The following is a 1,174-nucleotide window of genomic DNA, read 5'->3' as shown; positions in this document are numbered from 1 at the left end:
TCGCTGCCATCGGCGTGCACGTGGCGCAGGAGCTTCTTGCGCTCATCGCGGAACAGCCACTCGGAGCGTTCGTCCGGGTAGCGGATGCGATACAGGTGGCCCTGGATATCGTAGTAGTACCAGGTACTCTTGGCCTAAAGTCCTGCGGAAACGAGAAAGATCAATGTACTCCCGAACACTCTTAAAATCACCACCCAAAAAAGCACATTGCTTTTTCGTGCAAATGCATAGTGATAGACTTCAAGAAGTCCGCTAAATATATTGTAGCCTATCTTTTTTTGCGTAATTCCTCACATATAGATCTGTCGAAAACAGAATTGCGCTATACATTCTGACGTGATGTTATGACCAAAACCCTTGCCAAGGATCCCTCGGTAGCGCAGCCCCTTCACGCATTAAATTCATATAAAGGGGCGCATTGACTCCAGCGACACCAGAATGGGAGACCTTATAATCCGACATCACCAAAGCCCGATTAAATAAACATCAAGTCGTTTGAACTATAAATCTACCTTGCACTTCGCCATCTAGCCTCCCGAGTAGCAGTGTCCCTATACCACCTACAAGAATTCCCTTATGTGAAGGAACCGCTTTATTCAAGCGGGAGCTATTAATCTGTAGGACATAGCTCATTCCTGGCGTAAATTCTTCATCCTGGAGCCAGCATGGAGTCCCACCAATCTTTGCGATCCCATTTTCATTACTGTCTTCGCCTTGATTTTTGACAACAGAAATCAATCTTGGCGGTAAAAAATCCGTACCATAGCCATAAATTGGCTGCGCGCCCGGAGAATAAATCAACACATCTCCTCCTTCCTCCATGACCTCATCAATATAGTCATCACTCATTTTAGAGTAGGGTACAAATACAGAGGCCAACTTAGCACCATCCAGCTTGACATCACTGTATTCAGCCAAAAAGGAAAGCGGAAAACACGCTAAGTGGAGCTTAGGGTTGCCTTGACGGTCTAAAGGCCAGCTTATGGAGCCTGGTAGGTGCGCCCCACCGCCTAGATAAGGTTTACGCAGATCAAATTCGCCCTCTTCAAAAGTCAATTCATTAAACATCCCACACCTCCAAATCAAATCGTACAAGGACAGTTCGACAAGAACTGCTCCGCTTCCTGCCTTAACTGCCGGGCTCGAGAGGCCGGCAGGCCTGATGTTCGCAACG

The 1,174-nt window shown here is 47.3% G+C and carries 2 protein-coding genes; one reads left to right on the top strand and one right to left on the bottom strand.

Annotated features, from left to right (window positions below; genetic code table 11):
* Positions 1 to 185, top strand: a 185-nt coding sequence (locus H620_RS27300) for a hypothetical protein (protein WP_209439666.1), incomplete at its 5' end; no start/stop codon positions are given.
* A gap of 301 nt (positions 186 to 486) precedes the next feature.
* Here H620_RS27300 and H620_RS27295 read toward each other — a convergent pair.
* Positions 487 to 1,174: hypothetical protein (locus H620_RS27295; RefSeq protein WP_209439665.1), on the bottom strand; the 688-nt coding region annotated here is incomplete at its 5' end.

Source organism: Pseudomonas taiwanensis DSM 21245, assembly GCF_000425785.1.
Classification (GTDB): domain Bacteria; phylum Pseudomonadota; class Gammaproteobacteria; order Pseudomonadales; family Pseudomonadaceae; genus Aquipseudomonas; species Aquipseudomonas taiwanensis.
Note: the sequence above shows the minus strand (reverse complement) of the source record. Positions and strands in the feature narration are given on the sequence as shown.